At 72.8% G+C, this 4,419-nt stretch carries 3 protein-coding genes; 1 reads left to right on the forward strand and 2 read right to left on the reverse strand.

The window, feature by feature from the left end; translation table 11 throughout:
- Both G9H71_RS21240 and G9H71_RS21245 read right to left on the reverse strand, forming a co-directional pair.
- Positions 1-1,024, reverse strand: a 1,024-nt coding sequence (locus tag G9H71_RS21240) for a glycosyltransferase family 4 protein (protein ID WP_166284768.1), incomplete at its 3' end; no start/stop codon positions are given.
- 82 nt (positions 1,025-1,106) lie between these two features.
- Positions 1,107-2,549, reverse strand: coding sequence for a polysaccharide biosynthesis tyrosine autokinase (locus G9H71_RS21245; protein ID WP_166284769.1), 1,443 nt, complete (start codon positions 2,547-2,549; stop codon positions 1,107-1,109).
- 211 nt (positions 2,550-2,760) lie between these two features.
- Here G9H71_RS21245 and G9H71_RS21250 point away from each other — a divergent pair, with 211 nt between their 5' ends.
- Positions 2,761-4,287, forward strand: coding sequence for a sugar transferase (locus tag G9H71_RS21250; protein WP_166284770.1), 1,527 nt, complete (start codon positions 2,761-2,763; stop codon positions 4,285-4,287).
- Positions 4,288-4,419 lie beyond the last annotated feature (132 nt).

Genomic DNA, 4,419 nt, shown 5'->3' on the forward strand with positions numbered 1-4,419 from the left:
CACCCCCGGCCTCCGGCGTGCCACCACGACGGGTCGCCACGACGACGGCACCTGACGACAGGCCCTCGAGGACGACGAGCGGGCACGCCTCATCGACCATCGACGGGGCGATGACGACGTCCGCCTCGCGATAGATGTCGGGCAGCTGCTCGTGCGGCACGAAGGGTCGGAACCTGATCGCGTCGCCTGCGGGGGCCGCGATGCGTCGGAGGTCCTGCTCGTACGCAGACACCTGGTGGGTGGGGTCGCGGACGCTGCTTCCGACCACCACGAGCTCCACCGGGAGCCCCGCCTTGACCATGCGCGCCACGGCCTCGACGAGCAGGTGAGGCCCCTTGTGCGGCGCAACGACCCCGACGAACATCAAGCGGAGCCGCTCCGAGCTAGCCTGTGGCCAGGCCGCGGGCGGGGCGAAGCGCGCCGTGTCCGTCCCGTTCAGCACCACGCTGACCGGGACCGGCGACCCGCCGGCCCGCTCGTGCACGTGGTCGGCCATGAACTGGCTGACAGTGATCACGCCGTCGGCCGCTCGCAGCAGCCGGCGCATCTCCCGCGGCCGATAGCTGCGCGAGATCGCCACGTGGACGTAGAGGTAGAGCGGGATGTCGCCGAGGTGTCGGCGCCAGTCCGGCAGCGTGCTCGCGGCGTAGTAGGCCTCGTGCACGAACACCGCAGCCGGCTTCTGAGCGGCCAGAAGCTCGGCGGCGGGGCGCTGGATGCGCCCGGTGTAGGGCCGCGGGAGGCCGGCGCTGCCGAGCGCGAAGTCGACCCACAGCTCGCGCGGCATCCACCACTGACGGGGGCAGTAGCGCGTGTAGTCCACGGGAAGCACCTCGGCCGACTCCACGGCGACGTCGCGGTTGTCCGCCATCGGGACGAGCGTGCGGCCCCCGCGGCGCGCGTGCTCCTTCGCGTAGGCACGGATGACGTTGGTGACCGAGTCCCCCGACCGCGAGAACGGGACCGGCACGTGCGCGAGGATCGGTCCTCCGATGTCCCGCGAGGTCGCAGCGGCGTCGGTCATGAGGCTCCATCCGTCGGTTGCGAACCGTCGTCACCCGCGTTGTGCGGCGTCATGACGTCCGGTCAACCCGCACGTCGGCCAGTCAAGCAGACCGGGCGTCCGGCTCGGCCTGGTTGCGACGACGACGGGCGTGCTTCTGCAGCGGCTCCGCCGTGGCCCCGGCGCGCCGCGGGCGGAACCGCGACGAGCGCAGCCGGAAGCGGCTGCCGGGCCGCGGCAGGTAGTAGGCCTCGGTGGCGCTCGTCCAGTTGCAGGTGACCCCGACGATCCGGATGTCGAGCTTGCGCAAGCCCTGGACGGCCCGCTTCAGCCGGTCCCGCGAGGTCGATCCCACCTTGGTCACGAGGACGACCCCGTCCACCGCGCGCGCAAGCACGGTGGCGTCGGTGACCGGCAGGACCGGCGGCGTGTCGAAGATCACTAGGTCGTACCGCAGCCGGAGCTCGTGGATCAGGTCGAGCATCCGCATCGATCCCAACAACTCGCTGGGGTTGGCGGGGACCGCACCGCTCGGCAGGACGTGGAGCTCGCCATCCGGCCCCCACGGCTGGACGGCGTCTTCGAGCGTCGTCTCATCGATGAGCAGGTTGGTCAGCCCGAACGCCCCCTCGATGCCGAGCTCGTCCGACACCCCGGGGCGGCGCAGGTCGGCGTCGACGATGAGGACGCGCTGGCCCGCGAGGGCAGACGTGATCGCTAGGTTGACTGCGGTCGTGGTCTTGCCCTCGGACGCGACCGCGCTCGTCACCAGCAGCGTGCGCAGGGGTTTGTCGACCCCGGCGAACATCACGTTGGTCCGTAGCTGTCGGACCGCTTCAGCGCGTTGAGAGCGAGGCAGCTGAGCGGCCAGCGCCCGCTGCCCGCGATGCTCGAGCGGGATGCTCGCGAGCAGGGTCAGCCCGGATATGCGCTCCACGTCCTCGGCGGTCCGGACGCTGCGGTCGAGCGAGTCCGCCACGAATGCAGCGGCCACGCCCAGCACCAGCCCCAGCACGAGCCCGAGCAGGTAGTTGCGCTGCTTGTCCGGGCTGAAGGGCTCGGCCGGCAGGTAGGGCGCTTCGAAGAGCCTGAGCCGGACCTGGCTGCCACCACCTTCGAAGGTGGAGTTGATGTAGGTGGGGAAGGCCTTCGCTACGGCCTGCGCGTAGGCGTAGACACCTTGGGCGGAGTCCGCCTGCACCTGGATGTCGATGAAGACGGTCTCCGACCGCCAGCCCCCGGAGACACCCGTGTGCCCGAGGGTCACTCCGGCCGGCAGCTCCAGCGCCTCGGAAACGGCCGCCTGCCCCTGCCCAGACTGCAGCGCGCTGACGTAGGTCGGCGCGCGCCCGCGGGCCCAGTCGGCGCCCACGCCGGCGTCGAGTTGCAGGCCCGAGCGCTCGACGACGTTGAACGTCATGGTCGTGCTGTAGAGCTCCGGCTGGCGGTCCGTCGCCCACACGCTCGCTCCGACGCACACCAGGAGCACTGCCACGGGGAGGTACCACCGGCGCTTCACCACTCGCAGGTAGTCCAGCAGCTCCACTGCACCCCCGGGGGCTCGACGGTCCGACGCAGGGGAACTCCGCCGCGTGAGCGCCAGTTTAGGCAGCTCACCGAAACGGCGCCGAACGTCTGCCCAGCTTGCGGCCATACGAGTCATGACCCTGCCGCGGGACCGCCGGGTGCGCTCTAATTGTCCCCCGGAGGGGTCGGTCTCGCTAGCGGGCCCCGTGGCAAGGGGCCTGGGGGGGCAGATGACCGTCGACGTCCGCGAGACCGCCGTACCGGCGCAGCGTGGCGCGCACCACGCCTTGGTGCCGTCACTGCCTGTGCGCCGGCTCCCACGGTGGCAGCGCGCGCACCTCGCGACGCTCGTCCTGCTCGACGTGGTGGCCGTGTCCGGCGCCTGGGCGCTCGCGATCAGCCTCCGCTTCCGCTTCGAGCCGGCCACCGTCATGGGCGCGTCCTACTGGGCGCTGCTTCCCGCGGTCGCGGCCGCCTGGGTGCTCGTCGCGGGCCTGAGTGGGGCCTACGAGCCGCGCGCTAGCGGCGCGGGCAGCGAGGAGTACAAGCGCGTCCTCAATGCGACGATCCGGTTCGCCGCCCTCGTGGCGGTGTCGTCGTACGCGTTGCAGGCCGAGCCCGCACGCGCCCTGGTGCTCACCGCGCTTCCCACCACGGCGGTGACCGTGCTCGCCGGGCGCCACGTCGCCCGGCTCGGGCTGCAGGCCGCGCGCCGGCGCGGCCTCGCGGTGCGCCGCGTGCTCGTGGTCGGCACCCACGAGGCGGCCTTCAGCATGGCCGCGCGGCTCGCCAGCGCCCAGGGCGAGGGCTACCGCGTCGTGGGGGTGTGCGCCCCCGGCGGCATCGACCGCCGCGTCGGGCGCGGCCCGGCTCCCGACGGCGACCGCCGGCGCGGGCTCAGCCTGCGCGTCCTGGGGGCGCTCGGCGAGATCCCGCGCATCGCGCGCCGCGACGGCATCGACGTCGTGGCCGTCGCCTCCTCCCCTGCCATGACCCCCGAGGTGCTGCGCGCCCTGGCGTGGGAGCTGGAGGAGACCGACGTCGACATGCTCGTGGCGCCGGCCCTCGTCGACGTCGCCGGCCCGCGCATCCACGTCAGCCCGGTCGCCCGGCTCCCCCTGCTGCACGTGGAGAAGCCGGAGTTCTCCGGCGTCCGGCGGCTGCTCAAGAGCACCTACGACCGCGGGCTCGCGCTCACGGGGCTGCTGCTCCTCGTCCCCGTCTTCGCCGTCATCGCGCTGCTCGTACGCCTCGACAGCCCGGGCCCGGTGTTCTTCCGGCAGACCCGCGTCGGGCAGGGCGGCCGCGAGTTCACGATGCTGAAGTTCCGCTCGATGTTCGTCGACGCGGAGGAGCGGCTCAAGGACATCGCCCACGCCAACGCCCACGGCGAGGGGCCGCTCTTCAAGATGAAGGACGACCCCCGCCTGACCCGCGTCGGCGCACGGCTGCGCCGCTGGTCCCTCGACGAGCTGCCGCAGCTGATCAACGTCCTGCGCGGCGACATGTCCCTCGTCGGCCCGCGGCCGCCGCTGCCCCGCGAGGTCGCGAAGTACGAGCGCCCCTCGGTCTTCCGCCGGCTCATGGTGAAGCCGGGGCTCACCGGCCTGTGGCAGGTCTCCGGGCGTGCTGACCTGGCCTGGCAGGAGTCGGTCCGGCTCGACCTCTACTACGTGGAGAACTGGTCGCCGGCGCTCGACCTGTGGATCCTGTGGCGCACCGCCGGGGCCGTCGTGCGCGGCAGCGGCGCATACTGATCGCTCGTGAGCGAGGCAGGTTCCAGTCCGCCCGTGCCCGGGCCGGCGCGACCGAGCGATCGGGACGTCCGCCGGCAGACGGCGCACGCCCTGCGCGCGGGGCTGCGCTTCGCGCTGGGCCGGGGCGGGGCG

Source organism: Motilibacter deserti (assembly GCF_011250635.1).
GTDB lineage: Bacteria > Actinomycetota > Actinomycetes > Motilibacterales > Motilibacteraceae > Motilibacter_A > Motilibacter_A deserti.